Here is a 992-nt window from a genome sequence, read left to right on the forward strand (position 1 = left end):
CGAAAGAAAGCCGCTTTGTGAATGGGTTCAACTTCCCCTAAATCAACCCATTGCGGTTCGCCGGAAGATTTAAGAATATAAGCCGCATAATGATCTTTTCCCCATTGTCTTGCTTTAATATCAGCAGGTTTATATAAAATAAATTCAATTAACGCTGCATCTTCGGGAATCAACTGTTGTACCGCTTCAATGGTAATGGGTTCTGAAAGGGTTCTAAATTCGGCACTGCGGCGAGAAAGTTCCGCTTCGAGTTGCTCCGATTTTTGTCTTAAATTTGCAACCAGTTGACGGTATTGTTCATCGGAGAGATTTTCGGGTTTATTATAAATCAAAGTCGCCAGTTGAGTTCTCACTGCGGCTAATTCATCTAAAAGCTGTTGATTTTCGGGAGTAATATTTTCTCGCAACAGTTGTAAGTCATTTGTGATTACATCCAAAATCCGACCTTTGCGACGGAGAAGGGTTGTTAATGCTAAACGAGTCGCTTCTGAGTTGTCCGATCTCATCTTTAATATGCAGAGAAACTGCATAATCAGTTGTACTAGAAACTGTTTTCATCGAGTCTTGTTTTTGACGTTCTGAACCGGTTGCGAGGAGAACATTCAGGTTTTGTTCCTCAACATCTAACCCTCGACTCAGAAAATTCATCGCTTGGGTTGTGTCTCCTTGGTCACGGTATAGTAATGCCAAACCGTTGAGGCTGAGTGCGACATCGGGATGGTTTTCTCCTAAAGTTTTCTCCCAGATAGCTAAGGAACGTTGATGGAGGGGTTCGGCTTCATCGTAGCGTCCTTGGTCACGGTATAGTAATGCCAAACCGTTGAGGCTGAGTGCGACATCGGGATGGTTTTCTCCTAAAGTTTTCTCCCAGATAGCTAAGGAACGTTGATGGAGGGGTTCGGCTTCATCGTAGCGTCCTTGGGACTTGTAGAGGTTTGCCAAGTTGTTGAGGCTGGTGGCGACATCGGGATGATTTTCTCCCAGGGCTTTCT

1 protein-coding gene and 1 pseudogene are annotated in these 992 nt (G+C 44.2%); both read right to left on the minus strand.

Annotated features, from left to right (window positions below):
• Positions 1–437: pseudogene (locus tag M595_RS32940) on the minus strand (kinesin); the annotation flags it as partial.
• Positions 418–992: tetratricopeptide repeat protein (locus tag M595_RS32945; RefSeq protein WP_023069904.1), on the minus strand; the 575-nt coding region annotated here is incomplete at its 5' end. The gene M595_RS32945 and the pseudogene M595_RS32940, both read right to left, overlap by 20 nt.

This window comes from Lyngbya aestuarii BL J, from assembly GCF_000478195.2.
GTDB lineage: Bacteria > Cyanobacteriota > Cyanobacteriia > Cyanobacteriales > Microcoleaceae > Capilliphycus > Capilliphycus aestuarii.